Genomic DNA, 24,986 nt, shown 5'->3' with positions numbered 1-24,986 from the left:
CACACATATTTATATTTTAACATTTTTTTACGAAAACACAAAACTAGCAATGAAAACAAAATTTCATTCACCATATTATTTTTATAAATACAATAAAAAAATATAATTCCCCTAAAATTTACACTAAAGTGTGAACTCCTTATTCAGATAAAGTGAAGCTTCCATCAGTGGAGGTCTTATTGCCCACGAATAGCGGGATAAATACGATAAAAAGAAAGATCGCTTTAAAAACATGAAGCAATCTTTCTTTTTAAACACTCGTTATTCTTCAACACAATGTCTTGGATATTTTTCAACTTGAAGAGCAGCTAAAGTTAATTCTTTCATAATATCTTGTTTTACTTGAAGGTTTGTATGCAAAGCTTAAGTAAAACTTTTCTTTAATGTCCTCCAAATCATAAAAGTATAAATTAAAAAATATTGATATATTGTTTTAATGAATAACATTCTATTCGAGGGTATTCATATCGTCAAAGAACATTTTTGTAACTAATTTTCGTAAATCAGGTAACAATAGAGAATAGAAATTGATAAAAGGAGAAATAAACATGAAGCAAATCCCTATTGGTGTATCAAATCGTCATATTCATGTGACCAAGGAAGACTTAGAAAAACTTTTTGGAAACGGCTATGAGTTAACTGTAGCAAAAGAACTTTCTCAACCAGGAGAATTTGCTGCAACAGAAACAGTTACCATCAAAACAGAGAAATCAGAAATCGCGAAGGTACGAATTCTTGGACCAGTTCGCAAATTTACACAAGTTGAGATTTCAAAAACAGATGCACGGAAACTTGGGATTGATGCGCCTATTCGTTCGTCGGGAAACATTGTTGGAACGCCTGGTATCACTGTAATTGGTCCGAATGGTGAAATTCAAATTGATAAAGGAGTAATTGTTGCTGAGCGGCATATTCATATGACATCAAAAGATGCGGAACATTTTCAAGTGAGAGATGGGCAATATGTGAGTATTAAAGTAAGTGGAGACCGAGCGCTAATTTTTCATCAAGTATTAGTTCGTGTGAAAGATACATTTGCATTAGATATGCATATCGATACGGATGAAGCAAACAGTGGAAATATAAAGACAGGCGATTTTGGTGAACTACTTTCATAATAACGAAAGCCATCTCCGAAATGAGATGGCTCCTACATATTTGTTGTTTGAGAACTACTTTTACTCGGTTGTTTTTGCTGTGATACTGAAATGAAAATAATAAGTAACGATATAACACCAAAAATAAGTACCATATATTGTAATCCAATTGTATCTAAGAAGAAACCCGTTCCGAGTAAGACAATTTGGAACATTACACGTTCAAACATATTACGGAATGAGAATATACGCCCATGGTAGCTTTTATTAATTTTCGTTTGGAAAATCGTTGACATAACAGGGAAAAAGCAGCCAACACTAAATCCAAACATACCGAAAGATACAAGTGTCATCCATTTTATATTACTAAAAAAGAGAGATAAGTGAGAGAAAGCAATACAAAATGAAAAGATATACAGTAACTTATATGATGAAACGTGTTCTGATAAACGTTTAATTACAAATGCACCGAGCATAAACGATAAACCTTCAATTGTATAAATAAAGCCTTTAATTGTTGTATCATGATGCATTTCACTAATATTAATGACCATTAAGTTAAAGCCACCGATAAATAAAAGTGGAATAGTACTTAGAGTTAGAGCGCGAAATGCAATAGGAACGTCTTTTAAAATATGAAAAACTTCCATAAAGCCCGTATTTTGCGATTTCTTTACATTTGTTATATCTGTTTTTGTATCTTTAAAGTTTAATAAAAAAGTAGAAAAGAATAATAGCGTGTATGCAGCCATTGACAAAGCATACATATATTTTAAACTCATTACAACAAGAAGGATTCCGCCCAGTGAGGTGCCGACAATACGAGCGATTGTTCCGATGTTCATATGAATTCCGTTCATTTGTAATAATTCATGTTCCTGAACAATAAGTGGGATAACAGATTGCAGCGCAGGGAAATAAAAAGCTGCCGAAATTTGAATGGCGATCATAAATAAAATCATAAATAAAATATTCTCGTAATGAATAGCGAAAAACATAAAAATAACACTTAATACACGGCCAAATCCTGCATATAGAAGGACTTTTTTCTTAGAATATTGGTCAATAAATCTTCCTGCCATCGGACCAACAAGAACTCCGGCTAATAATCCAATAAACATAATAACGGATTTCATAAAATCTGATGGAACATGCTTTTGCATGAATTCCAGGTTACCTAGAATTCCAAGCCATAAACCTACTCCAGCAATAAATTCACCTGTGAGAACAACCCATACATTTTTATTACGCCACATAGAATAACCTCTCAGTCTTTAATTGTAGTGAAAACCGTATATAAAACCTCCTTTTTCCATTTCATCTTATAATTTTATACTTTGAATCAGAGTATATATTAAGGGTTTAAAAAAGGAATTTCAATTTTTTTGATTTAGAAGTTATTCTTATTGCAAATGGAAAGATTAAAATAAATTCATTTAACTATTAATATATAAAATCAACAAGGAAATAAGGATATAAAGGCGTATATAAATATGATGAATGTATACACGGGAGGACTAAATGTGGTAAACAAATTACGTGTAATGACGACAGCTTATTTATTTCATGAAGACGAAATATTACTTTTACAGCGATCCATGAATAAAAAAATTGCTCCAGGTATGTGGTCTGGTATTGGAGGACATGTTGAAGCGAACGAACATAGAGATATAAAAACATCTTGTTTAAGGGAAATAAAAGAAGAAACAGGGTTAACAGAAGAACATATTTCATCATTAACTTTAAAGTATATTATTTTACGGCAGAAAGAAAATGAGTTGCGTCAGCAGTATATTTATTTTGGAAAAACAATTACAAAACATGTAGGTCAAACGATAGAAGGAAAGTTACATTGGATTTCCAGTCAAAACATATTTGTGCGTGAAATGACAGAAAGTAATCGTTTTGTATTACAACATTATTTAGAAAATCATTCAACTCAACATGTTTGGGTAGGGGTTATGGGAGAACGTGATTCAAAAGCAATAATCAGCTGGTCGCAGATGTGTGATTGGGAAGAGTCAACTTGTGTTTAATTTACCTTGTACATATACACAAATGTAATCAACTGTTTATTATATTAAATTACCTATTTTTATATTTTCCGTTATAAAAACTAGTGTAAGCGGGATTTTAGTAACTATTCATATCACTTTTTGAAGGAAAAGATGATTTAAGGGGCTGATGTAAATAAATAATGAAAAATTAGTTATGAACCAATTTGGTCAAAATTCTGCGAAATATGTAACAAGTCAAATTCATGCAAAGGGAAAGGATTTACAATTTCTCATTGAAAATGTTCGAAACAATAAGAATAATCGCCTTCTTGACATTGCTACAGGCGGAGGACACGTTGCAAATGCATTAGCTTCTTTATTTCAAGATGTCGTTGCATTTGATTTAACGGAGAGCATGCTAGAGAAAGCAGAGCAATTTATTCGTTCAAATGGGTATACAAATGTTTCGTTTGTACAAGGGAACGCAGAGAAATTACCATTTCCAAACGCATCGTTTGATACAATTACATGTCGCATCGCTGCACATCATTTTATGAATATTGATCAGTTTGTTACAGAAGTACATCGAACATTAGAAAAAGATGGTCTCTTTTTTCTTATTGACAATGTCGCTCCGGAAGTTGAAGAATACGATGTTTTTTATAACTTTTTAGAGAAGAAACGTGATCCAAGTCATAATCGTGCTTATAAAAAAACAGAGTGGATATCCTTATTAGAAAAAAATGGTTTGCAGGTGCAATCATATACTACTTTTGATAAAAAATTCATGTTTGAATGGTGGTGTGATATGATAAATGTTCCTAAAAATGAAAGAGATGAATTAACACACTATATGATAAAAGCTCCTAAAGAAATACAAGAGTGGTTTCATATCACAATAGAAAAGAATGAAGTACAGTCTTTTTATACAGAAATGACATTGTTCGTTGCTAGAAAATCATCTACTTTAAAACGATAATTCGTACTTGCAGGATTTGTATTAGTCGATATACTTGGTAGAGTAAAACATATATAGCAAGGAGCAATAACAATGATTCGTGTACGTATTGAAGGAACAGAAGCTGAAGTTATGCAATTTTTAAAAGATATGCCTGAGGTACCAGGATATGAAAAAACACATTCTCGTGAACCGCGAAAGGGAAATAATCCGAAGTATACAAATAGCAAGAGTGTTTTAGCGTATTTAACATTTAAGCAAAAAGCACAAATAAAATAATAGATTACAAAATAACCAATCCTATTTAGGATTGGTTATTTTATTTTGCATAAGAAAGAAAAAACGATACTTATAACTTATTAACTTGATGAATAGCCGATGAGAGCCTGAATGCAACATGTACATCTGTAAATATGACGAACACACAATGCATAATAGACATATATTATTTTGAAAAGAAAACAACTTCTGTTTGGAATAGGTAAAGGATGTTTATCATGCTTGAAATGAGTTATCAAGGGTTAACAGGTGAAGTAATTACAAGATATGATCAGGAATATGAAGAAGCTAGACAAGAGTGGAATCAAGCAATTCAAAAATTTCCTTTAGTTATTGTGTATTGTTATACAAAATTGGATGTGAGTAATGCAATTATTTGGGCAAGAAAAAATTGTATAGAAATCCGTATTCGATCAGGAGGACATCATTATGAAGGATATTCTATAGGAAATCGTGTTCTTGTCATTGATATAAGTAGAATGAATCGTATGCAATTGAACGAGAATAAGCATAGGTTAAAAGTACAAGGCGGTGTAAAGAATCAACAAGTCTTTGATTTTATTTCTGCAAAAGGATATTCGTTTCCTGGTGGTACTTGTCCGACTGTAGGGGTAAGTGGGTATACATTAGGGGGCGGATGGGGATACTCGAGCAGGCATCTTGGACTTGGATGTGATAGTTTACTGGAGCTGGAATTAGTGGATTATAAAGGTAGGTTGATTGTTGCAAACGAAAAGTCTCATAAAGATTTATTTTGGGCATGCTGCGGAGCTGGGAGTGGGAACTTTGGTGTTGTTGTATCCATGACATTTAAACTTCCGCCAAAAGTAGATAAAGTGACCTTAGTTGAAATATATTGGCCAGATGCTTTATTAGAAACACAAAGAGAATTTCTGAATAAGTGGCAAGGGTGGCTAGTTAATCTAGATAGTAGAATGACACTCGGCGCTAGTATATATAACGCAGAAACTGAGGGAATGGCGATTTATGGACGAGGAATTTTTTATGGAACGCCAGAAGAAACAGAAGAAATTTTACAAATGTTAATTAGTATAGATGGCGCAAGAATAAGTTTAGAATATATAACATTTTTTGAAGCTATTACAAAGTTACAATCACATTATCCAGAATCAGAGAAGTTTAAATCTACAGGAAGATTTGTGTATAAGGAGTATGATGAACAGGAAATCAATGCCGTTGTTGACCTCATTCAAGAGAGACCAGCAGGAAGTATTTTTGCAGCAGTGAGCCTACATGCTCTTGGAGGAAAAGTAAAAGAGATAACTAAAGAAGCGACAGCATTTTATTATCGAGATGCTAAATATATAATGGGGATTCAAACTATATGGGAGAATGCAAACTTTGAAAAAGATAATATCAAATGGGTGGAACCGCGTTTTAAATATATAGAATCAATAACAGAAGGATCATTTGTGAACTTCCCTTATAGTGGTTTGAAAGATTATGAAGAAGCTTACTATGGAAGAAATGTAAATGAATTACAGAAAGTGAAAGAGAAATATGATCCGTTAAATGTATTCTCGTTTCCACAGGGAGTAACGAAATGTCATTCATAATGATTTAAAACAGAGTTTTCGTTCCAAAAAGGATGTTCAAAAGTCGATATCCTAACTATGTAATTTCGTGAAGAAATAGCGACTTTACTGCATAGTTCCATAACAATGTAGCATAACTAATGATAAGTAATTCCGCATTTGTATTATGTATAACTATATTTATTGTTATAAGGAGGAAATAACTTTATGTCATTCATATGGTCATTAATTGTTGGTGGTATTTTAGGATGGTTTGCTAGCCTACTTGTTGGAAAAGATGTTCCTGGTGGTGTTATTGGTAACATAATTGCCGGCATCATCGGTTCTTGGATTGGTACATCTTTATTTGGAAAATTCGGGCCAATTATTGGTGGCTTTTACATTGTACCGGCTTTAATTGGTGCCCTTATACTGATCTTTATCGTTAGCTTTTTGCTTCGGATGATGAAAAAATAAAACAATTAAACAATAGGATTGTTTACTTTTGTAGACAGTCCTTTTTTGTTAATTTTGTGTTATGTTCATAAATCTGTTATGCTAGGGACATACCATTTGGAGGTGTCAACATGAAAAAATTTACAGTTAATTTTCATCAAGAAGATAATGTAAAAGCAACGAATGTTTATAAGTTAAATGAAGATGACTTTAACAAAGCAACAGAAGGCGGAACTCGTCATCTGTTTGATTTAGATACAAATGTTGGCTTTTTTGTATTCTTTGATGCAGAAGATGCAGAAGGTAATGAGCAATATTTAATGCTTCAATATGAAGGTGAGCAAGAAGAACCGAACGCTTGCTACGGTTTCGATTTAAAGCTATTTTATCAATTTGTAGCACTTTATTTAAATGATCTTGAATTCCAAGGTGAAACAGATGAAGAAGAAGAAGAATACGGTCCAATTCATCATTTAGCGCACTTATTGTATCATATTGTAGAAGATGGAAAAGAGATTGAAGCTTAATTACATAAGAAAGGCTGTTCCTTATGCGGACAGCCTTTTTATTTTGTCTTGTTTAAGAATATGATTTATAAAGAAATATTGAGCGATGCCACCAATAATAAGAAATACGGCGCAAATATTAAATAAAAAACTCCCGCTAAAATGTTGTAATAATAACGCTCCAGCTGCAGGACCGAGCATTCGTGAAATATCCCAGTGCGTACCGTAAATAGAGAAATATATCCCTCGCATATGTTCCGGTGCTAATTCTGAAACAAAACGTAACAGATGATTTAAAGCTATACTTTCTCCAATTGTTAAAATTAGTAGTGTAAAAAATAGTAACCATAATGTATTGGAGTATCCGTAACCAATCGCTGCAATCATATAGCAAATATAAGAAATAACAATAATTCTTTGCATAGAAAATTTCTCCGCCCATTTTACCACCCCAACTTGCAAAACAATCTCCATAATTCCTTTACAAGTAGCCATAAACGTAAAAACAAACATAAAATTAGTGAATAATTCCTTTTCAGCATAAAGACGATAATTCGTTTCCATTTGTGCGTAGAAAAAACTAATAGGCAGCATAAAAACCATAAGTCCAAACACGCTATAATGTTGTGAGAGAAAATGCTTCCATTTCGTAGGCGGAGTTTTTTGTTCATCATGTTGTAGAAGTGGAGCAGTCTCTGGAAGTTGCGTCCATACAAGAATAGAATAGAGAAATAAAGCAGTAGCTTCTAAGATAAAAAGAATGGTCGGATCATCTTTGTAGAAGAGATATCCAAGCGCTGGACCAATAATGGCTCCGACGGCTCCAACTGTTTGAATAAGAGCAAATACTTCAGCTTGCTTTTCCTTCTCTGTCACATCAGCAATTTGTGCTCGTTGTGCAGGAATATACAGAGAACGGCCCAGACCATTCATAATATAGAAGAGAGCGAATGGTATAACGGATTCTGCGAAAATAAAACCAGTCATAGCACATGCCTGTAAGAGTAATCCAATTAAAATAATTGATTTTCTACCAAAGCGATCAGTAATACTCCCCCCAAAAAGTGTAAAAATAATTTCGCTAAGCGGCTGTAATCCGAAAAGTAACATGGTAGATAAGGCATTTCCGTTTAATGCTTTGTTTACATATAAGATAAAAATAAGTGCGAGCATTGCACCGGTTGTACTCGTTAGTAGTTCTCCAAATAATCGAATCCATATAGGTTTACTATAACGATTTGCAAATATCATCATTTCATTCTCTCCTTTCTATATGAAAATTCTATGATGGAAAGAAAAGAGGAAAAAGAGTAGAATGAAGCAAAGAAATTTTTCATCTTTTAGGGGGAGAGGCATGATAATTTTGGACCATTATATACAGCTATGGCTTCAGTATGCAAGGGGGAAAAATCTTGGCGACAACATAGAAATATCGCTGCAAGACATTTCAAAGTCATTATATTGTACAGATCGAAATAGTAAATTTACAATAAAAAAACTAGAAGAAATGCAGTGGATTGGTTGGGTCCCAGGACGTGGAAGAGGAAATCGATCTAAAATTACTTTTTTACAAGACCCCGCAACGCTTATTTATGAAAAAGGAAAAGAACTTGTAAAGCAAGGTGAAATCAAAAGTGGAAAAGCTTTTATTCAAACATTTGCAGAGCATTTTCCCTACGTATTAGAAAAATTCCAAACATGGATTGATACACTTTTTGGATATCACATTGAACAGTCACCCCAAGGAAGAATCGATGTTTTACGTTTAAACATGCGCATACAGCCAATTATATGTTTAGATCCTATGTATGTAACGCTTCGCTCCGAGTGTCACATTGTTAAGCACGTTTGTGATACGCTCGTTCATTATAATGAAATGACAAATGAAGTCGAACCTCGCCTCGCCTTTTATTGGGAGTACAATGATATACATAAAATATGGACATTTTATCTTCGTAAAGGAGTGCATTTTCATAATCAAAAACCCTTTACTGCACATGATGTCAAGTACACGTTCAATCGTTTTTTAATTACAAAAGAAAATCCTTATCACTGGATGTTACAAGATATTGAAAAAATACATATTGTAGATGAATATACAATTGAAATTCATTTACAAACAGAAAATGAACTATTTTTACATATTTTAGCTGGAGAACATTGTTCTATTATTCCTAAATCATACGCAAAGGAGAATAATCAATACGTATTAAATGGAACAGGTCCATTCAAACTTGTTAAAAATAACGATGCACTACTTATTTTAGAAGTAAATCCTTTGTATTTTCGTGAGCGCCCATTTCTTGATCGGATTGAACTTTGGTATTCACAAGATATAAGTAGTCAAAGCGGCTATGAAGTTTTATTAGCTTCTTTGCAGCATGATATAAAGAACGTTCAAAAAGAAATGTCTCAATTAGAAGCGAATGTAACATATATTACACTCAATACAAAGAAGCAAGGTCCAATGCAATATATAGCATTTCGGCAAGCCTTAAAACAAATCATCAACGGCATGCAAATACTAAACGATTTAAGAGGAGAACGCGGAGAAGTAGCAACAAATCTATTATTAGGAAAAACAATCGAAATAAGTGAAGAAAGTTCAATCAAAGAATTGTTGGGGAATAGTGGATATAACGGAGAGACATTATATTTATATACCTTTCAAGATAAGGATCATGTTGAGGATTCACATTGGATTCAAAGTGAATGTGCCAAATATGGAATTAAGGTAGAGCTATCTTTTTTAGATGCACATGAACTTCTTACGCCTCACATAATACAAAAAGCGGACTTGATTCATGATAGTGCTACGATAAGCGAACATGCTGAATTAAGTTATTTATATCTATTGCTAACTACAAATAGTTTTCTTCATCAGCATAGCTCCTTCAATTTAAACGAGAAATTAAAACGTGTATTTAAGGAGCAAGATCCGAATGTGCGTATGCAATTTTTAGAGGAAGCTGAACAGGAGCTGTTACAACATATTCATGTAATTCCTTTGTACCGAAATTATATGACGATACATACGCATGAGGGAGTGAAAAATGTAGCAATTAACTCCCAGGGCTGGATTAATTTTTATCATATATGGTTTAAGCATACAAATAACGTAACAAAGTAGTAAAACAAAGTGCCCATAACCCATCATTTCTTCGACCGTCATACGATGAAATGGTGGGTTTATTCTTTAGATAGAGTAGATAAAGGTTAAGCGTATCAATGATTTTAGTCTATTTTTCATAAAAATGGAATAATGTATCTTTATAGCGTAACAATGTTATGTTATGTTGAATAAAAAGAAGGGAGAGCAGAATTTTGAGTCAGGACTTAATTTCGAAAAAAGATTTGCTAGATCTTACTGGAATCTCTTATGGTCAGCTATATAGGTGGAAAAGAAAAAACTTAATACCAGAAGATTGGTTTGTGCGAAAATCAACCTTTACTGGACAAGAGACGTTTTTTCCTAAAGAAAAAATTTTAGATAGAATCGAAAAAATTCAGACGATGAAAGAGAATTTGTCTCTTGATGATTTAGCAAACATGTTTTCACCCAATGTGACTGAGATTAGTTTAACTAAGGAAGGAATTATACAGCGTGGGATTGCTTCAGAATCCGTTGTACGTTTTTTTATAGAACAAAGTCAAGAATTAGCTGAATTTCGTTTTTCAAAAATTCTTTTCGTTTATATTTTAGAAAAAATTCTTCAGTCTGGAGAAGTTAGCCTTGAAGAAGGAAAAATGGTGTTACATGTATTAAATGAACACTATGAAGCGATGAAGAATAAAAATGGCGAACTTATTTTTATTCGAAAATTAGGTGTTTCAACATGTTTCTTACTTTCGAGCGTAGAGGATATTTATTTTGATCAAGGTACTAAAATTGTTATTCGTTTACCTTTAATGAATTGTACAGAAGAATTAAAAACGAAGTTGTTATGATGGAGGGAAAGTAGTGAAAACTGATGACTTATTAATTAATGGACATGGAACGTCGAACGGAGGACAGTTTCGCAATGTGCAATTAAACGGAAGAGGGACTGTAAATGGGGACTTAGAATGTGTGGATTTCGAATGTAACGGCTCTGGTCATGTAAATGGAGATATAAAGGCTGAGACAGTAAAAATAAGTGGTTCCGGAAAGATAAATGGAAAAATAGATGCTCTACAAATGAGCATTGAAGGCAGCGGCAGTATACAACAGGATGCGGTTGTAAAGAAAATAAAAATTTCCGGTAAAGGAACAGTCGGAGGAAATGTATCTGGTGAGGACATGAATATTCAAGGTAAAGCAATCATTGATGGGAATTGTGAAGTAGATACATTCAATTCAGAAGGACAATTTATCGTGGGTGGCTTATTGAGTGCAGATGATATTTTTATTGATATGCACGGAGAATGTAAAGCAAAAGAAATAGGCGGTCAAACGATTAACATAAAATATAAGAAATCCGCTTTAAGTTGGCTCTTCGAAACAATGTTTACTACTCGAATGGAAACAGAGTTAATAGAAGGTGACAATATTATAGTTGAGTATACAAACACGAACACGATTCGAGGTAACAATGTAACGGTTGGGCCAAATTGTGAAATTAATCTTATTGAATATACAGGGGTTTGTACAATCGATAAAAACGCTAACGTAAAAGAGAGCCGAAAAATTTAATTTTTTAATAGAAAGGGACAGATAACATGAAAGAACAGTATAACCTTAGTTTAAATGGTTCTGGTAATTCATCTGGCGGTATTTACAAAAATGTCAAAATTCGCGGAGAAGGAACGATTTTGGATGATATTGATTGCGATGTGTTTAAGACGTTTGGAACGAGTGAAGTGCAAGGAAATGTAAAAGCAAACATGGTAACTGTGTTTGGAGAAACGAAAATTCGTGGAGATTTGCATTCAGAAAATGTGAAAGTTAACGGTAATCTTGAAGTTGGTGGTTCGGCAGGAGTGAAACGTACAAAAGTACGAGGGATGTTTGACATTGGTGAAAATTTTGCTGGTGAAGAAGTCGATGTAACAGGTGGAATAAATGTGAAAGGCAACTTAGAGGCAGAGAATTTCACACTAAATGGCGGTTTTACAATTACAGGTATGCTGAATGCTGGAAATATTAATATCATTATAAGGTATGAGCACAGCAATGTAAAAGAAATAGGAGGCGAGAAAATTACAGTTCGAAAAAAATCATCATTCTTTCCTTTCTCGAAACACGGAGGATATCTTCAAGCCAATGTAATCGAAGGAGATGAAATTTATCTTGAATACACAAAAGCTGATGTTGTTCGAGGTAACAATGTTACGATTGGACCAGAATGTGAAATTAGTGTAGTAGAATATCATGAAAGCTATAAAAATGAAGGTCAATCACTTGTGAAAGAATATAAACAAATATAATTATATGGAGGAAGAACGATTCTATTGTTGCTAAAGGTCGTAATCTTGATTTCATCGTTACTGGTCTTTTATTTCGCTTCGATGAATAATACAATCATTGTAACAGTGATGGGAACAATTGTTGGTCACCTGCATGAACTTGAAAATTTCGTTTGGATCGTCTCTGCTTACATGGCAGTAGAGATAGTAGGTATAATAATATTTGGTAAATTATCTGGTACGGACCAAAGTATTCCAGTTTAAATTCTTCGTGGGAAATGAAAAGATGGTCATTCGAAATAAAGAAGAATTTAAGTGGAAACTAACGAAAAACACCCTTTTCATATTATTTATGAAAAGGGTGTTTTTATTTTAATGACTCATAAATAATAAATTGAAATTATTCTTCAATAATTTCATATTCGTCATCTGCAAGTAATAAAATTTGAATCTTTTTACTTTTGTTATGTACTTCAATTACATCATACGCGCCTAAATTTTTAATTTTACTTGTCGAAGCATTTACCATACCCTCAACAGAGTCGATTAAAATGTCTTCTTCAATGTAGGATTCAGGCAAAGACATATCTTCAGTTTCTAATACACATGCATATAAATTTTGTAAATCAGCAGCCGTTGGGTTTAATTCCTCAACATCAATTATACTTTTCACTGCACCTACATGCTCTTCTCTTGGTTGATATACTTTAATTTTAGCCATATTGTATTCTCCTTTATTTCTTAATCTAAGAGGCTATATATTATTATAACGGTTTTCGTGAAAAACATGAAATAGTAACATAGATATAAATAAAAAAACATTTTTTTATTTATACTAGAAAAAATTCATTGCTGTTTGTCTTTATGAATACAATATAACAGAAATGTTTTATATAAGATTTTTCACTTTCTTAATCCATGTATTGCATATATAATTTAGGAGGGACTAATCGAATTTATGTATATTTATAACAGAATTGAGGTTTAACGAACAATGACAATAAAAATCATTACAGATAGCGCGGCAGATTTACCAAAAGAGTTGCTTCATACTTATGATATAGAGGTGATTCCGCTTCGTGTATATGATGAACAAGAGAATGAATTTTTAGATGGAGTAACACTAGATCCAATAGACTTGCTTCGAAATATGAAAGAAGGAAAAGTATATCGAACATCATTACCTTCTTTAGAAACAATTCAAGAAGTATTCACTACATACGCAAAACAAGATGTAACATGCATTTATTTAGCTTTTACTTCTGAACTTTCTGGTACGTATCAATCTTCTGTTCTTGTAGGAGAAGAAGTAAAAGAAGCGTATCCTAGTTTTTCTTTAGACATTATTGATACAAAATGTGCATCAACTGGCCAAGGACTTGTAGTATTAGAGGCTGCAAAGATGGCACAAGGCGGAGCAACAAAAGAGGAAATTTTAAACCGTATTGCTTTCATGATGAAACATATGGAACATATATTTACTGTTGCAGATTTACAATATTTAGTTCGCGGTGGACGAGTAAGCAAAGTAGCAGGATTTATAGGTGGCTTATTAAATATTAAGCCTATTTTAAATGTAGAAGACGGAAAACTTATTCCACTTGAAAAGATACGCGGCCGGAAGAAAGTATTTCAGCGTATAGTAGATATTATGGAAACAAGAGGGAAAGATCTTAAAGATCAAACAATTGGGATTTCACACGGTGATGATTTAGAAAGTGTAAACATACTAACAGAAATGATTACTGAAAAATTTGGATGTAAAGTATTTGTAGTAAATTCAATTGGTGCAGCTGTTGGAGCTCATGCCGGCCCGGGAACATTAGCTATATTTTTCTTAAATGAAGCGTAAAAACAAAAATGTCTCTTAAAATAAGAGACATTTTTGTTTTTATTCCGAAAAATCATTGATTTCCAAATGCTTACAGGTTTATTATAAAATTGTAAACTATTATTTTATGTGAGGATGGGGAAATCTTGAAAAAATTTTTAATAGTATGTGCCATGATGTTTTTACTTATTTCTAATTTTCCGCAAACATTTGTACAGGCACAAACAAGCGAACCAATGATAAAAGTTGAACTAAAACGATTTTTAGGAAATCAAACAGAGGTTTCAGTACAAACATTAAAAGATACAAAGACGAGCAACTCTAGTATTACTTTGAAAGCTGATACTACTTATACGTTGAAAACGGATGGTTCTATTCTTTTTCTTTATCAAGGAAATCAACTTATTAAAGAAATGAATACACTTTCTTTACAACAAGAAAATGGAAACATAATTAAAATTAATAATCGTGGATATGAAGGCTCGTTTGAATTCGGAATAAAAGAGGGGAAATGGTTGAAAGTTGTGAATATCATGCCCCTTGAAAGTTATATTAAAAGTGTAGTTCCAGATGAAATGCCAGCAGAATGGTATCCAGACGCTGTAAAAAGTCAAGCTGTAGCTGCTCGTACATATGCAATGGGATATATAGGAAAAGAAATTAATGATACAGTGCAATATCAAGTATATGGTGGGTATGATGCATTACACCCAAAGAGCACAAAAGCAGTAGAAGATACATATGGGCAAGTGCTGGAGTATAATGGTACACTTATTAACGCTGTATTTTCTTCTTCAAACGGAGGGAAAATTGAATCAAATTCCAATGCTTGGCAAGCGGAACAACTTCCTTATTTTGTCGTAAAAGATGATCCATATGATCCACAATTTTCATGGGAGGTTAAAATTCAAAAGCAACAAATTGATATAGCAAATAAAGACTTAAAAAACTATGAATCTTGGTGGAATGTAACAAAAGAGAAAGACGAACAAATCACAAAAACTATGAAAACTTGGTTAAATAATTACGGATATACCGGAAAAGATATTAAGATTGTTTCTATTCCTACACTTACTTTTACAAAACCAACATCAGGTGGACGAGTTTCAAAAGGAAATATTGTTGTAGAATTTTTTGTAAAAGGTGAAGTCGATACAGAAGGTAAACTAATTACAAAACAATTAAAATTAATAGATGTAAATGCAGATAAAATACGCCCGATTATTGGAAGTTCTGTTATGAAGAGCTATTTAGTTAGTAAGCAAATCGATTCTACTAACGAAATTATTGTTCAAGGAAAAGGTAATGGACATGGCGTTGGTCTAAGTCAATATGGTGCTCAGCAAATGGCTCGTTTAGGAAAAGGTTATCAAGAAATTTTAAGCTTTTATTATCCAGGAACAGTTCTTACAAAAAAATATGATAAACCTAAAAGTGGTTGGAAATACGAAAATAACAATTGGTACTACTATAATAATGGAAGTATGAAAACAGGTTGGCTAAATGAAGGCGGGAAATGGTATTACCTTGAAAATACTGGAGCAATGAAAACAGGTTGGCTAAATGAAGGCGGGAAATGGTATTATCTTGAGAATACTGGAGCAATGAAAACAGGTTGGCTAAGTGAAGGCGGGAAATGGTATTACCTTGAGAATTCTGGAACAATGAAAATTGGTTGGATACAAGTAGGAACAAAATGGTATTACATGTACACAGATGGTCATATGGCGATGAACACTATAATTGATGGATATAAAATTGGTAACGATGGCGCTTGGGTTGCATAAAAAATGAAAGGCATTTTTCAAAGCTGTTCCTTGTTAGGAAACAGCTTTTTTGTTATTTTTTTAAACTATTATTGATACTATATATGATAATTATCACGACAAATCATTAAATTTATTATATAATTTTAATACAATAAATATTAATTTAATAACGTTTAAATTTTATTTTAAGGGTGTATCTTCATGAAAAATATTGATTTTATTCTTGAAAGCGATGAGGAATTAAAACCATCGGAACGACTTATTTTACTACTATTAGAAAAACATAGAATATTATATACGAATGATTTGCTTGTTTTATCGAATTTATCATATAAAACAATGGTAGACTCTTTAACAACACTAGTTAGGAAATCTTATATAATCAAAGAGAGTGGAAAAGGGCGCAAGCAAAATAGATATAGTTTAATATAAGATAATTATTGTAAACTACAAAACAGGAAGGGCTCATAACATATGCTCTTCCTGTTTTGTAGTTAAAACTCATCCTCATGAATTAAATTCCCTGCATCATGATCTTTCATTAATCGCTGCTTCAAATAATTTTCTTTTGTTGTACGATCATCTTTATGACCAACAGCTGCTGCAATGATATGAGGTGGTAATTGTTTATAATCATATAAATATTGAACATAAAAATGCCGAAAGAAATGAGGAGTTATTTTTGCATTTTTTGTAAATGGTAAATTAGTTTCTTTTATGATTTTGGTGATATACTGAGACAAATAATTTTCTTTATATGTTGTATGATTTTTTGTTTGAAAAATAGTGCCACCATGCTTAATGCCTAACTCAGTTGGCAAACGGCGACGGTGTCGAAAAGCAGATATCCGTTGAAATACAGCTTTGTTAATTGGTACAATTCGTTCAGAATCACCTTTCGTATTTACATATAAATAATATCGATCACGCAATGCATCGTACTCTAAATCTTCCCACTTTGCATGTGCAACTTCTGCAATACGTAGTCCAGTTGTTGCTAATATTGAAAGCAAAGCATAATTAATAGGATTATTTTTATAATATGATAGCAATTGTTTTACTTCTTCATAAGATAATTCTCTTCTTGGTTTATGATTTTGGGTTATCGTTGTACTGAGCATGTCAATGTAAATAGGATCTTTAATATATTCAATTTCATATAACCATTTTAAAAAGGATCGAATAATTCGTAGCTTTCGACTTATCGTTGCTGGCTTATATACTTGGTTAGATTGATAAGAGATTGCGTCTTCAACAAGCCACCTTTGATAATTGCGAATGTGTCGTTCCCTTAAATTTATCCATATTTTACCTTCGATAAAATTCTCCACATCCATTTGTAAAAATTCTATATGCTCTCGAATAAAAAAATAAAACTGTGATAAATCTCTAGAATATAGAAGACGAGATGTGTCTTTTACTCGTTTGTTTTTATCAAAATGTGTTTGTCGATTCAAATAATAATATAAAATCTCTTCATCAGAAAAACCCTCATATGTATATGTATCTTCACGCTCATTTTTCTCTTTTTGATCTTCAGCTTGTTTTAAAAAATCTTTATTCCATATTGCAATAGTATTCGCAAACTTTTCTTTACCATTTTTATTATGTAATAACGAATTACTATTATAAATTGGTAATAAATTAAATTCCATATTATATCAAATCCTTATTTATTTTGCATAGAGTATTAATTTAAAAAAATAAAATGTATATATAATTTATTTTAAAGTGCATGTATCTAAAATACAATATTAATCCTTAACTATAGAAAATCATACATTTTCTATGATTTAAAATCGATTTATAAATTTTGAATTTTATAAGTTGAATTAAAATGATAGAAAAGTTAATTTTAAAATAAAAAGAATTTATGTATGTTTATAATATAATTATAGTTCCGTATTTATATGTGATATAATAAATTTACATTGTGTTTTGTTTTTCTTTTAAATTCTATTTTTATATAAATTATATTAAGTTTTGAATGGAAAGGATTTATTAGCATGTACGAGCATACATATGAACAATATATGGATACAAATGAAGTCAAAGAGTATTTACGTATCACAAATTTCACATTTAAGAAATTGATGAAGGAAAATAAATTAACCCCAATTAATAAAGATACGTGGCGATTAGATGGCAGTTTTTTATTTCAAAGGGAGGAAGTTACTGCATTACAATCACAGTTACACATAGAGGGAATTACATTAAACCAAGCAAGTAAACAGTTTCACATTAGTATGTATCAATTATGGAAATGGATTGAAGAAGGGGAGTTAACCTATACAATTCAATTGCATAGAAATAAAGAAACAAGGTTTGTCCAAGAAGAAGATGTAAAGAATTTGGCTGAAAAATTAGATGATGCTAATAGTCTTTATACATACTCTCGAAAATATAATCTCGTCTTATTTCAAAAGTTTATACAGGGAAATACAATTGCACGTATAACATCTATTCCGAAAAGAGGAAACATTATCGTAACGGATGAATTTGGGAATGATATGACATTGCAGGAAGCGGAAGAAAGGGGCTTTTTGCCAGCTTATCAATTATCAGATAAACCGAGAAGTCACCATCAAAAATTCGTGAAGTTTCGTTTTTTGAAAACACACAATTTACGAAGTGATATTTTTCAGCGAATTGATTTCTTATTGCAATATGTATCACCACGAAACCTTCGAATTTCAGAAGAACACAATTTTTGGATCATTGAAATTCGCCAATCACTTATTCAAGTTCCTATGCAGTTTCAACAAGAGTGGATTGACTCTCTTATGCCATATATAATAGAAGGGAAATTAGTAAAACGTCCAAATAATAGCATTTACTTAGACAGTAATAGTGTTACAAAAAGCATTGTACTATCTTCATCTGAGTATAAGTCTATCTCAAATATAGTAAATGAAGAAAAAATTTCAATAGAGGAATTTATTGTTTCTGCTGTACGAGAAAAATTAGGTCGATATACAATGAAACATTAAGAGGCTTATCATGTAGATAAGCCTCTTAATATACAAAAATATCCAAAAAACTTAAAAAACGACCTTTCAGATTCATTTATTAGGGGGGGTTATATAAGTAATAATGATATTATACCTGTAACATATAAAACTCTATAGCGAGATTCATAGGATCCTTAAATTCATTTGGATATATTTGGGGACTGTTTTTTGTATATAGTTTACATAATAATTTTATGTATTGGAAATTCGAGTGAAAGAACAAGAATTTCTTTCCGTAATTTCGTGATATTGTTTAATTTCATTTGTGATTCGTTGTCTTCCTTTTTCGCTTGTGTGCCAAGTATCGCGATTAATCTGTCGAATATCTTGCAGTGGGAGAACATCTAATATTTTATCTTCCGCAGCATATAGTGAAGCAAGTAATAAAAATCTTCGGCAGAAAAAACTTTTTCCAGCGAGTAATACATTTGTTACCTCTTGATTATTAATCATGTTAAACGCACTTTTTATTACACCTTCTACATTAGAAAAATTTCCTGTAATCGGTTGGATTTTCTCATGAGGAACACCTAATCGAATTAATATTTCTCTATGATATTCAAATTCATTCGCTTGTAGAAATGTATTGAAAATAGAAGGAATGAAAATGTATTTTACAACTTCTTGAGAGCAATGTTTTGCAACAAGTTCGTTCAATTCAGGGAAATGACCAGGATGATACAGCATAATATCTGTTTCTGTAAACAGATGTTTGCGGTCTATAAACACTAAATCACTAATTATAGAAAAATAGTTCATCTCGATAAATTCCTCCTTAACAAAAATAAAGCCCTTTAGAAATTCGATATAGATTGACTAAAATCCTGTATAAGAGTTCGACAAAAATAATGAATCGCTGATATTACAAACCTTTGCGGTGAAAGAGTAAATAACATTTTTTTATAAACATTGATAAGGAAAACATTATGTTATTATTCTGTTAACTCATTTAATATGGATGGTGAAGATGCTTATAGTTAGGGGGCCAACGATGAATATTCGAATTGTATTATTTGATGGCTTTGACGAACTGGATGCCATAGGACCATATGAGGTATTAAAACGTGCGAATGAGTTCGGAGCAAAATTCGATGTGAAAATGGTTACATTAAATTTGAATTCGGTGACTGGGTTTTATGGCTTAACAGTTGAAGTGAATGACTTTCTTAGTGAAGACAATTGTCCAGATATTTTAATCGTACCTGGTGGTGGATGGAATCATAAAGGAGAGAAGGGAGCAAGAATAGAAGCAGATAGAGGTAAATTACCGGAATTAATCGCTAAAATTTATCAGCAAGGGGGTATTATCGCCGGTGTCTGTACGGGCGGAATGTTAATGGCTGTTTCAGGAATTACAACAGGACGGAAAACTACTATGCACCATCTTGCTAAAAATGAAATGGAATCATACGGTTGTGAAGTGTTAAGTGCTAGAATTGTTGATGATCATGATATTATTACAGCAAGAGGAGTAACTTCCGGTATTGATTTAGCTCTATGGCTCATTGAACGATTTGTAAATTCTGAAGTAGCTTATTTAGTCGAAAGCAGACTAGAGTATGAAAAAAGAGGTACGGTATGGAGAAGAGCATAATTTTAATTTGCTGAAGAAAGAAATGAGTATTTGGAGGAAATCGGTACTTTACGATAAAGTGCCGATTTTTTTATTTATCCCACTATTCATTGGTTAAAAGATTTAAAAAAAACAAAAAAGATACCTCTACTAATGAAAATATCGCTTTATATACCTAAAAACAAATGATATAATTTCAATAAAAGTGTAATATTACACTTTTGTTGAAAGGAGAGGATCAATTGAAAAGAGGTAAAATAATAATTTCTTTAGTCATATACACTACCTTACTAACTGTATCGGTACATACGTATAGACAACAATTAACTCAGCCTGTTATAACAGATTCAGGACGATTACTTCCAACAAAGGTTAAACGAATAGAGAGTGTTGATGATGAAAAAAAGCTGCAACAATTGGTTCGAGATGCAAATACTTCAAATGAAAAACTCTCTATTGCTGGGATGCAGCATACTCAAGGAGGACATACATATTATCCGAATGGCACTGTTCTAGATATGAAAAGTTATAATAAAATATTGGAGTTCAATCCGAAGCAAAAAAGAATAAGAGTGCAGAGTGGTGCAACGTGGAATGATATTCAAAAGGTTATTAATCCATATGGTCTTGCCATTCAAGTTATGCAGTCACAAAACATCTTCACAATTGGTGGTTCTTTAAGTGCAAATGTACACGGAAGGGATATTCGGCATGATGCACTTATAGATACAGTTGATTCATTTCGTTTGTTAATGGCAGACGGCACAATTAAAAATGTAAGTAGAGATGAAAACTCAGAACTATTCTCTTTAGTGATTGGGGGGTATGGTTTATTTGGAGTCATCTTAGATGTAACGCTTAAGTTAACGGAAGATGAACTGTATCAAATACAAACTAAAATGTTAGACTATGATCAATATGCTTCCTATTTCAAGAAACACGTTGAAGGTAATGAAGGGGTGCGCATGCATTTAGCCCGTATTTCTGTAGCACCGGACTCATTTTTACGTGAGATGTATGTGACAAATTATGTTTTTGTTACGAATCGAGAAACGCGAGAGCGGTATAGCACTTTAAAAGAAGAGACAACTGTTGCCCTGCCAAAGTTTTTTCTTGGATTATCTAGGTACAGCGACTGGGGAAAAGCAATGTTTTGGAATATCCAAAAAAAATATTTTGAACGTACGAATGGGTCTTATGAAACTCGTAATAATGTAATGCGATCAGATAGTACATTCATGGAATATGAAAATCCTAATTATACAGAAATTTTACAAGAATACTTTATTCCTGTTGATCACTTTTCTTCATATATAGATGACTTGCGAAAAGTATTAGAACAAGAAGAACTAAATCTTCTTAATATTACTGTTCGATATGTGACAAAAAATGATAGTGCGGTTTTGTCATATGCGAAAGAGGATATGTTTGCTCTTGTACTGCTTATCAATCAAGGACGCTCTAAAGAAGACATACAAAAGACAAAAAAAGTGATACAGAAGATGGTAAACGTTACGTTACAACATAATGGAAGCTATTATTTGCCATATTATCCTTATACAGAAAAACAGCAATTACAAGATGCCTACTTACGTGTAAACGAATTCTTTCAAAAAAAGAGGGAATATGACCCACAAGAACGGTTTGTTAATCTATTTTATAAGGAGTATGGTCAATGACATATAAAAGATTTGTAGTTTCGCAAAGTCTCATAATGATGGCAGGAAGTATGGTATTTCCTTTCTATGTATTACTACTTAGAAATGTAGGAAACAGTTTTTCACAATTTGGTTGGGCATATGGTCTATTTACGTTAACATCAGCACTTGTGTATCCTCTAATTGGTAGAATCTCCGATCAATTTGGTGATAGGAAGCTCTTAATCATATATTCTTGGTCAATGGCTGTTTTGATGCTATGTTTTCCAATTGCTACAGAAGTTTGGCATGTGTATATTTTACAAATTATGATGGGGTGTTTGGGAGCTATTCAGAAAAATGCAGAAAAAACATCGCTTGCACGAAAGGTAGAACGTCAAGAAGCTGGTTATGAAATCGGAAAATATCACGTATGGACATCCTTAGGAGCAGGAATAGCTATTATTCTAACAGGTTATTTAGTTGATTTTTTAACCATTGGAACTATTTTTTATGTCGCTTCAATTCTATATATGATAAGCGGTATCATAATTGGGCGAACAAATAATCAAACCACATATAACCGAAAATAAATGTTATCGGTTATATGTGGTTGTATAAAAGTTTAATTCAAATTTAAATGTTGTAAAAATAAAGTAGCTGATACGTAGCGCTTCGCTAACCTTTGTACATAAGCAGTATGGACAGATAATGTTGCAATTACAATTGCATTTCGAATTGCTTCGCGTTGTTCTTTGTTTATATGTTCAATTTTAGCTGCTAATTGATCAGCTTTTTCTTTAATTATTTGCTCAATAGTATGAATCGTATTCGTTGCATTGAACTGAGCGAAACCTTGTTGATTTAGTTCTTCAAATAAAGAAGAGTAAAAAACATATAATTGAACAGGATTAATTAAATCATCAGTGCGATCTGCAGGATCATTCACAATTAGTTTTAACAACTTTCTAATGGATTCAAAATCGAGCGCTGTTTTTAAATCTTCCACAATAAATAATAAGGCAGCTTGGTCAATTGAATATTTTTTTCCTTTTTGCGGAGAACCAATCATCTCTTTTATATCACGTTTCACCCAATTTTGCAGTGCTGTAATAGAAAAGTTAGTGTTTTCTATTTGATTCCCAAGAGCAACAATTTCATTTAAAGAGAGTCCAATATCCGTTTCTTCTACTTTAATAAGCTTTTCAAAAATAGGTGCTAGTGCGGTTGTAATAAGTGCTGTAAAACTTTGACCGCTCTCAATATCTTCTTTATGTGACTTTGCCCAGGCCTCTTGTAAAATTGCAAGAGGTTTTTTTGTATTCCATCCTCTAAGAGACAGGAGGAGCATTGCCATTTCGTTTCGTGTGAGATGAAATGTTTCCATCTTTTCACCTCCGATAATATAAAAGTTCTTATGAACTTATATTATGTATTGTTTTGTATAAAGTCAATTGTATTCTCATGATTTTTCCTGTGGGCGAAGAATTTAGTAATTATAAGAAATAACCCTTGATTATTCTTTTGAAAGTTCATATAATAAGTTCATAAGAACCTTTCAATTAACTTTAAGATTCAATTATCTTTTTCATATTTTAAGAGAAAGATAGATAGTATTACTTATAGTAGAAGGAGAATGAATATTATATGTTAAAAAAAATCGTTACAATATTAACCGCATTTATGTTTGTCTTCGCCGCAAGTAGTTTCATTTCAGTAGATAGTGCTTATGCAAAAACCTACAAATCTGGTAAAAAATCTTATACTCCAAGCTCAGGTCAAACACAAAAATCAACAGTGGATTTAAAGAAAAAAGATTCTAATGTAAATGCAAATAAAACGACAGATTCAAAAACAAAAGCAACAAATACAGCGCCAAAAAGTAATAAAGGAAGCTTTATGAAAGGTCTTTTACTTGGTGGTCTTGGTGGTTTATTAATGGGAAGTTTATTTGCTAACATGGGAGCTCTTGGCTCTGTATTAGCATTTATGATTAATATGTTCGTAATGGCTGGTATTGTAATGCTAGCGGTTCGCGCATTTAGATACTTTAAAAATCAACGTAAGAAACAGGTGGAAGAAGCAGCATGGAAACGATAAAAATTTCTGAACAAGAGTTAATTAATGCACTCTGTGTATATATTGCACAAAAACGTCAAGTTGCTCCGGAACATGTTCTTGTGGAACTAATGTATGATGACGATTATGGTTTCTCAGCTGAAGTAGAAGTAAATGGTCGTCAGCAAATTTTAATTCAGGCAAATTTAATCGAGGCACTTCGCCTATGGCTTGATATGGAATATCATATTAATCCATTCGCAGCAAGATTACAGCTTGAATTACATGATGAAGAGGGTATTATCGCTTTTGCAAATTTAAATAATTGATAGAGTAATATAAAAATAGCTGTTGAGATGTAACTATTCTCAGCAGCTATTTTTTATGCTTATAAGAGAAAGTATGCACGAAAAAAATGATGATTAATTAGGATACCATCATTTTTTTCGTGCATACTAAGTTGTAGTACATATTGAAAAAATGGAGGGAATATAGTGGATTTTCAACAACAAGGTTCAACATACCAATCATTACAACATTATAAAGAAGGGTTAGGAAAGTTTACACAACAAATTCCTGAAATTGCTGAAGCTTATAATGCTTTTACACAAGCTTGTTTCCAAGAAGGGACGTTAACAAAAAGAGAAAAGCAGTTAATTGCATTAGGTATTAGTTTAGCTATGCAAGATGAATATTGTACAATTTACCATACAAAAGGTTGTATTGATCAAGGATGCTCCGAAAAAGAAGTGCTAGAATCGTGCAGTGTTGCAGCAGCATTTGCCGGTGGTGCTGCAATGAGCCAAGCTGTTACACTTGTACAGGAATGTATGGAAGAACTACACCGACAGAAGCATTGAAAGATAAAAAACTCCTTCAGAACGAAGGAGTTTT

At 32.3% G+C, this 24,986-nt stretch carries 27 protein-coding genes and 1 pseudogene; 22 read left to right on the top strand and 6 right to left on the bottom strand.

Features of this window, described 5'->3' with window-relative positions; translation table 11 throughout:
• The first annotated feature begins 548 nt into the window (after window positions 1-548).
• On the top strand, window positions 549-1,118 hold the full coding sequence (gene pduL, locus ACFQZ1_RS24610) for a phosphate propanoyltransferase (protein WP_377884789.1): 570 nt from the start codon (window positions 549-551) through the stop codon (window positions 1,116-1,118).
• Window positions 1,119-1,150: 32 nt separating this feature from the next.
• On the opposite strand, the gene ACFQZ1_RS24605 is transcribed toward pduL, so the two are convergent.
• Window positions 1,151-2,353: an MFS transporter gene (locus tag ACFQZ1_RS24605; RefSeq protein ID WP_377884788.1), complete on the bottom strand. Its 1,203-nt coding sequence runs from the start codon at window positions 2,351-2,353 to the stop codon at window positions 1,151-1,153.
• A gap of 267 nt (window positions 2,354-2,620) precedes the next feature.
• Here ACFQZ1_RS24605 and ACFQZ1_RS24600 point away from each other — a divergent pair, with 267 nt between their 5' ends.
• The 6 genes from ACFQZ1_RS24600 (at window position 2,621) to ACFQZ1_RS24575 (ending at window position 6,849) form a co-directional block, all read left to right on the top strand.
• Window positions 2,621-3,133 (top strand): NUDIX domain-containing protein, encoded by a 513-nt coding sequence (locus ACFQZ1_RS24600; protein WP_377884787.1) that lies wholly within the window; start codon window positions 2,621-2,623, stop codon window positions 3,131-3,133.
• A 154-nt stretch (window positions 3,134-3,287) separates the two neighbouring features.
• Window positions 3,288-4,073 (top strand): class I SAM-dependent methyltransferase, encoded by a 786-nt coding sequence (locus ACFQZ1_RS24595; RefSeq protein ID WP_377884974.1) that lies wholly within the window; start codon window positions 3,288-3,290, stop codon window positions 4,071-4,073.
• 72 nt (window positions 4,074-4,145) lie between these two features.
• Complete coding sequence (locus tag ACFQZ1_RS24590) at window positions 4,146-4,331, top strand: DUF3970 family protein (protein WP_377884786.1); 186 nt, start codon at window positions 4,146-4,148, stop codon at window positions 4,329-4,331.
• A 218-nt stretch (window positions 4,332-4,549) separates the two neighbouring features.
• Window positions 4,550-5,908 carry an FAD-binding oxidoreductase gene (locus ACFQZ1_RS24585; RefSeq protein WP_377884785.1) on the top strand — a complete coding sequence of 453 codons (1,359 nt, stop codon included), beginning with the start codon at window positions 4,550-4,552 and terminating at the stop codon, window positions 5,906-5,908.
• A 186-nt stretch (window positions 5,909-6,094) separates the two neighbouring features.
• The gene (locus ACFQZ1_RS24580; RefSeq protein WP_377884784.1) at window positions 6,095-6,343 is read left to right on the top strand and encodes a GlsB/YeaQ/YmgE family stress response membrane protein; all 249 of its coding nucleotides are present in this window, start codon (window positions 6,095-6,097) and stop codon (window positions 6,341-6,343) included.
• 110 nt (window positions 6,344-6,453) lie between these two features.
• On the top strand, window positions 6,454-6,849 hold the full coding sequence (locus ACFQZ1_RS24575; protein WP_377884783.1) for a cytosolic protein: 396 nt from the start codon (window positions 6,454-6,456) through the stop codon (window positions 6,847-6,849).
• Between the two features lie 21 nt (window positions 6,850-6,870).
• Here ACFQZ1_RS24575 and ACFQZ1_RS24570 read toward each other — a convergent pair whose 3' ends face one another.
• Complete coding sequence (locus ACFQZ1_RS24570) at window positions 6,871-8,082, bottom strand: MDR family MFS transporter (RefSeq protein ID WP_377884782.1); 1,212 nt, start codon at window positions 8,080-8,082, stop codon at window positions 6,871-6,873.
• 100 nt (window positions 8,083-8,182) lie between these two features.
• On the opposite strand from ACFQZ1_RS24570, the gene ACFQZ1_RS24565 reads away from it, so the two are divergent.
• The 5 genes and pseudogenes from ACFQZ1_RS24565 to ACFQZ1_RS24545 all read left to right on the top strand — a co-directional run.
• The gene (locus ACFQZ1_RS24565) at window positions 8,183-9,958 is read left to right on the top strand and encodes an SgrR family transcriptional regulator (RefSeq protein WP_377884781.1); all 1,776 of its coding nucleotides are present in this window, start codon (window positions 8,183-8,185) and stop codon (window positions 9,956-9,958) included.
• 194 nt (window positions 9,959-10,152) lie between these two features.
• Window positions 10,153-10,776: a YhbD family protein gene (locus ACFQZ1_RS24560; protein ID WP_377884780.1), complete on the top strand. Its 624-nt coding sequence runs from the start codon at window positions 10,153-10,155 to the stop codon at window positions 10,774-10,776.
• A 13-nt stretch (window positions 10,777-10,789) separates the two neighbouring features.
• The gene (locus ACFQZ1_RS24555; RefSeq protein WP_377884779.1) at window positions 10,790-11,500 is read left to right on the top strand and encodes a polymer-forming cytoskeletal protein; all 711 of its coding nucleotides are present in this window, start codon (window positions 10,790-10,792) and stop codon (window positions 11,498-11,500) included.
• Window positions 11,501-11,526: 26 nt separating this feature from the next.
• Window positions 11,527-12,234 carry a cytoplasmic protein gene (locus ACFQZ1_RS24550; protein ID WP_377884778.1) on the top strand — a complete coding sequence of 236 codons (708 nt, stop codon included), beginning with the start codon at window positions 11,527-11,529 and terminating at the stop codon, window positions 12,232-12,234.
• A gap of 23 nt (window positions 12,235-12,257) precedes the next feature.
• A pseudogene (locus tag ACFQZ1_RS24545) lies at window positions 12,258-12,450 on the top strand (MFS transporter); the annotation flags it as partial.
• 163 nt (window positions 12,451-12,613) lie between these two features.
• Here the strand turns inward: ACFQZ1_RS24545 and ACFQZ1_RS24540 are convergent.
• Window positions 12,614-12,934, bottom strand: a complete 321-nt coding sequence (locus ACFQZ1_RS24540) for a hypothetical protein (RefSeq protein ID WP_377884777.1) — start codon at window positions 12,932-12,934, stop codon at window positions 12,614-12,616.
• Between the two features lie 273 nt (window positions 12,935-13,207).
• Here ACFQZ1_RS24540 and ACFQZ1_RS24535 point away from each other — a divergent pair, with 273 nt between their 5' ends.
• The 3 genes from ACFQZ1_RS24535 (at window position 13,208) to ACFQZ1_RS24525 (ending at window position 16,245) form a co-directional block, all read left to right on the top strand.
• A complete protein-coding gene (locus tag ACFQZ1_RS24535) occupies window positions 13,208-14,065 on the top strand; it encodes a DegV family protein (protein WP_377884776.1) in 858 nt (285 codons plus the stop codon).
• Window positions 14,066-14,190: 125 nt separating this feature from the next.
• Window positions 14,191-15,831: a SpoIID/LytB domain-containing protein gene (locus ACFQZ1_RS24530; protein ID WP_377884775.1), complete on the top strand. Its 1,641-nt coding sequence runs from the start codon at window positions 14,191-14,193 to the stop codon at window positions 15,829-15,831.
• 183 nt (window positions 15,832-16,014) lie between these two features.
• On the top strand, window positions 16,015-16,245 hold the full coding sequence (locus tag ACFQZ1_RS24525; RefSeq protein WP_377884774.1) for a hypothetical protein: 231 nt from the start codon (window positions 16,015-16,017) through the stop codon (window positions 16,243-16,245).
• 62 nt (window positions 16,246-16,307) lie between these two features.
• On the opposite strand, the gene ACFQZ1_RS24520 is transcribed toward ACFQZ1_RS24525, so the two are convergent.
• Window positions 16,308-17,468 (bottom strand): tyrosine-type recombinase/integrase, encoded by a 1,161-nt coding sequence (locus ACFQZ1_RS24520; protein WP_377884773.1) that lies wholly within the window; start codon window positions 17,466-17,468, stop codon window positions 16,308-16,310.
• A gap of 351 nt (window positions 17,469-17,819) precedes the next feature.
• Between ACFQZ1_RS24520 and ACFQZ1_RS24515 the strand changes: the two genes are divergently transcribed.
• Window positions 17,820-18,803, top strand: coding sequence for a DNA-binding protein (locus ACFQZ1_RS24515; protein ID WP_377884772.1), 984 nt, complete (start codon window positions 17,820-17,822; stop codon window positions 18,801-18,803).
• 213 nt (window positions 18,804-19,016) lie between these two features.
• Here the strand turns inward: ACFQZ1_RS24515 and ACFQZ1_RS24510 are convergent, their stop codons facing one another.
• Window positions 19,017-19,583, bottom strand: coding sequence for a hypothetical protein (locus tag ACFQZ1_RS24510; protein ID WP_377884771.1), 567 nt, complete (start codon window positions 19,581-19,583; stop codon window positions 19,017-19,019).
• A 232-nt stretch (window positions 19,584-19,815) separates the two neighbouring features.
• Between ACFQZ1_RS24510 and ACFQZ1_RS24505 the strand changes: the two genes are divergently transcribed.
• From ACFQZ1_RS24505 to ACFQZ1_RS24495, 3 genes are all read left to right on the top strand, one after another.
• On the top strand, window positions 19,816-20,418 hold the full coding sequence (locus tag ACFQZ1_RS24505; RefSeq protein ID WP_377884770.1) for a DJ-1/PfpI family protein: 603 nt from the start codon (window positions 19,816-19,818) through the stop codon (window positions 20,416-20,418).
• 221 nt (window positions 20,419-20,639) lie between these two features.
• Window positions 20,640-22,076: an FAD-binding oxidoreductase gene (locus ACFQZ1_RS24500; protein WP_377884769.1), complete on the top strand. Its 1,437-nt coding sequence runs from the start codon at window positions 20,640-20,642 to the stop codon at window positions 22,074-22,076.
• Complete coding sequence (locus ACFQZ1_RS24495; protein WP_377884768.1) at window positions 22,073-22,627, top strand: MFS transporter; 555 nt, start codon at window positions 22,073-22,075, stop codon at window positions 22,625-22,627. The genes ACFQZ1_RS24500 and ACFQZ1_RS24495 overlap by 4 nt, the downstream gene beginning before the upstream one ends.
• A gap of 32 nt (window positions 22,628-22,659) precedes the next feature.
• Here the strand turns inward: ACFQZ1_RS24495 and ACFQZ1_RS24490 are convergent, their stop codons facing one another.
• Window positions 22,660-23,421, bottom strand: a complete 762-nt coding sequence (locus ACFQZ1_RS24490) for a DUF1836 domain-containing protein (RefSeq protein ID WP_377884767.1) — start codon at window positions 23,419-23,421, stop codon at window positions 22,660-22,662.
• A 260-nt stretch (window positions 23,422-23,681) separates the two neighbouring features.
• On the opposite strand from ACFQZ1_RS24490, the gene ACFQZ1_RS24485 reads away from it, so the two are divergent.
• From ACFQZ1_RS24485 to ACFQZ1_RS24475, 3 genes are all read left to right on the top strand, one after another.
• The gene (locus ACFQZ1_RS24485) at window positions 23,682-24,134 is read left to right on the top strand and encodes a hypothetical protein (protein WP_377884766.1); all 453 of its coding nucleotides are present in this window, start codon (window positions 23,682-23,684) and stop codon (window positions 24,132-24,134) included.
• Window positions 24,122-24,421, top strand: coding sequence for a YxcD family protein (locus ACFQZ1_RS24480; protein ID WP_377884765.1), 300 nt, complete (start codon window positions 24,122-24,124; stop codon window positions 24,419-24,421). The genes ACFQZ1_RS24485 and ACFQZ1_RS24480 overlap by 13 nt, the downstream gene beginning before the upstream one ends.
• Window positions 24,422-24,586: 165 nt before the next feature.
• Window positions 24,587-24,952 (top strand): carboxymuconolactone decarboxylase family protein, encoded by a 366-nt coding sequence (locus ACFQZ1_RS24475; RefSeq protein WP_377884764.1) that lies wholly within the window; start codon window positions 24,587-24,589, stop codon window positions 24,950-24,952.
• The last annotated feature ends 34 nt before the right edge of the window (window positions 24,953-24,986 follow it).

The sequence above is a fragment of the Bacillus sp. CGMCC 1.60114 genome (assembly GCF_042676365.1).
In the GTDB taxonomy this organism is placed as follows: domain Bacteria; phylum Bacillota; class Bacilli; order Bacillales; family Bacillaceae_G; genus Bacillus_A; species Bacillus_A rhizoplanae_A.
This window is presented reverse-complemented; position numbering and strand designations above follow the sequence as displayed.

Coding starts and splice junctions, on each gene's coding strand:
- pduL (WP_377884789.1), top strand. CDS start 549: ATGAAGCAAATCCCTATTGGTGTATCAAATCGTCATATTCATGTGACC.
- ACFQZ1_RS24605 (WP_377884788.1), bottom strand. CDS start 2,353: ATGTGGCGTAATAAAAATGTATGGGTTGTTCTCACAGGTGAATTTATT.
- ACFQZ1_RS24590 (WP_377884786.1), top strand. CDS start 4,146: ATGATTCGTGTACGTATTGAAGGAACAGAAGCTGAAGTTATGCAATTT.
- ACFQZ1_RS24585 (WP_377884785.1), top strand. CDS start 4,550: ATGCTTGAAATGAGTTATCAAGGGTTAACAGGTGAAGTAATTACAAGA.
- ACFQZ1_RS24580 (WP_377884784.1), top strand. CDS start 6,095: ATGTCATTCATATGGTCATTAATTGTTGGTGGTATTTTAGGATGGTTT.
- ACFQZ1_RS24575 (WP_377884783.1), top strand. CDS start 6,454: ATGAAAAAATTTACAGTTAATTTTCATCAAGAAGATAATGTAAAAGCA.
- ACFQZ1_RS24570 (WP_377884782.1), bottom strand. CDS start 8,082: ATGATGATATTTGCAAATCGTTATAGTAAACCTATATGGATTCGATTA.
- ACFQZ1_RS24565 (WP_377884781.1), top strand. CDS start 8,183: ATGATAATTTTGGACCATTATATACAGCTATGGCTTCAGTATGCAAGG.
- ACFQZ1_RS24550 (WP_377884778.1), top strand. CDS start 11,527: ATGAAAGAACAGTATAACCTTAGTTTAAATGGTTCTGGTAATTCATCT.
- ACFQZ1_RS24540 (WP_377884777.1), bottom strand. CDS start 12,934: ATGGCTAAAATTAAAGTATATCAACCAAGAGAAGAGCATGTAGGTGCA.
- ACFQZ1_RS24535 (WP_377884776.1), top strand. CDS start 13,208: ATGACAATAAAAATCATTACAGATAGCGCGGCAGATTTACCAAAAGAG.
- ACFQZ1_RS24525 (WP_377884774.1), top strand. CDS start 16,015: ATGAAAAATATTGATTTTATTCTTGAAAGCGATGAGGAATTAAAACCA.
- ACFQZ1_RS24520 (WP_377884773.1), bottom strand. CDS start 17,468: ATGGAATTTAATTTATTACCAATTTATAATAGTAATTCGTTATTACAT.
- ACFQZ1_RS24515 (WP_377884772.1), top strand. CDS start 17,820: ATGTACGAGCATACATATGAACAATATATGGATACAAATGAAGTCAAA.
- ACFQZ1_RS24510 (WP_377884771.1), bottom strand. CDS start 19,583: ATGAACTATTTTTCTATAATTAGTGATTTAGTGTTTATAGACCGCAAA.
- ACFQZ1_RS24505 (WP_377884770.1), top strand. CDS start 19,816: ATGAATATTCGAATTGTATTATTTGATGGCTTTGACGAACTGGATGCC.
- ACFQZ1_RS24495 (WP_377884768.1), top strand. CDS start 22,073: ATGACATATAAAAGATTTGTAGTTTCGCAAAGTCTCATAATGATGGCA.
- ACFQZ1_RS24490 (WP_377884767.1), bottom strand. CDS start 23,421: ATGGAAACATTTCATCTCACACGAAACGAAATGGCAATGCTCCTCCTG.
- ACFQZ1_RS24485 (WP_377884766.1), top strand. CDS start 23,682: ATGTTAAAAAAAATCGTTACAATATTAACCGCATTTATGTTTGTCTTC.
- ACFQZ1_RS24480 (WP_377884765.1), top strand. CDS start 24,122: ATGGAAACGATAAAAATTTCTGAACAAGAGTTAATTAATGCACTCTGT.